This window comes from Psychrobacter sp. 1Y4 (assembly GCF_051847555.1).
On sequence record NZ_JBPYDE010001041.1, the window covers coordinates 1 to 544 of the forward strand.

Annotated in this window: 1 protein-coding gene; it reads right to left on the reverse strand. The window is 43.8% G+C overall.

What is annotated here, in order from left to right:
• Positions 1-537 (reverse strand): CheR family methyltransferase (locus ACS8FC_RS20305; protein ID WP_439298113.1); only part of this gene is annotated, 537 nt, incomplete at its 3' end.
• Positions 538-544: the final 7 nt, after the last annotated feature.

The window sequence follows — 544 nt, forward strand, 5'->3', positions numbered from 1 at the left end:
TGCTTTACTAGAAGCATCAGCCATACTCAGCTCATTTTCTGCATTCTTGATGATCAAAGAGTGAACAAACTGCTGACAATTTTGAGGAATTAATGACTGCTGCCGTTTATCATATTGTCCTAACCGCGCGTTTGTAATCGCTTGCTCGCTCACATCTGTTCCCAGTATCACGTGATTGGACAACTGCGCGGCTGTCAGACTCATGGCCAGCGTCCAAGTCTCTTGCCCACTTGCACAACCAACACTCCAAATGCGAAATGGGGTATCCGTTTTATTTGCTCGTTGATAATTTGCTGCATATTTTGTGACAAAGGCTATAGAAGGTTTATGGCGAAAAAAGCGACTCTCATGAATCAGCACCTTATCCAACAACTGCTGGCGAATCTCATTATTTTTAGGCAACTGATGCCATAGCTGCTGAGTAGTGAGTCCATTTAACGTTGCTGTATGATCAATGGCATTGGTCAACCACTGCAGCTGCATATTTGGCAATATAAAGCCAATCTCTTGTTCTATGTATCGCTGCCACTGCTGCAAATTAGCG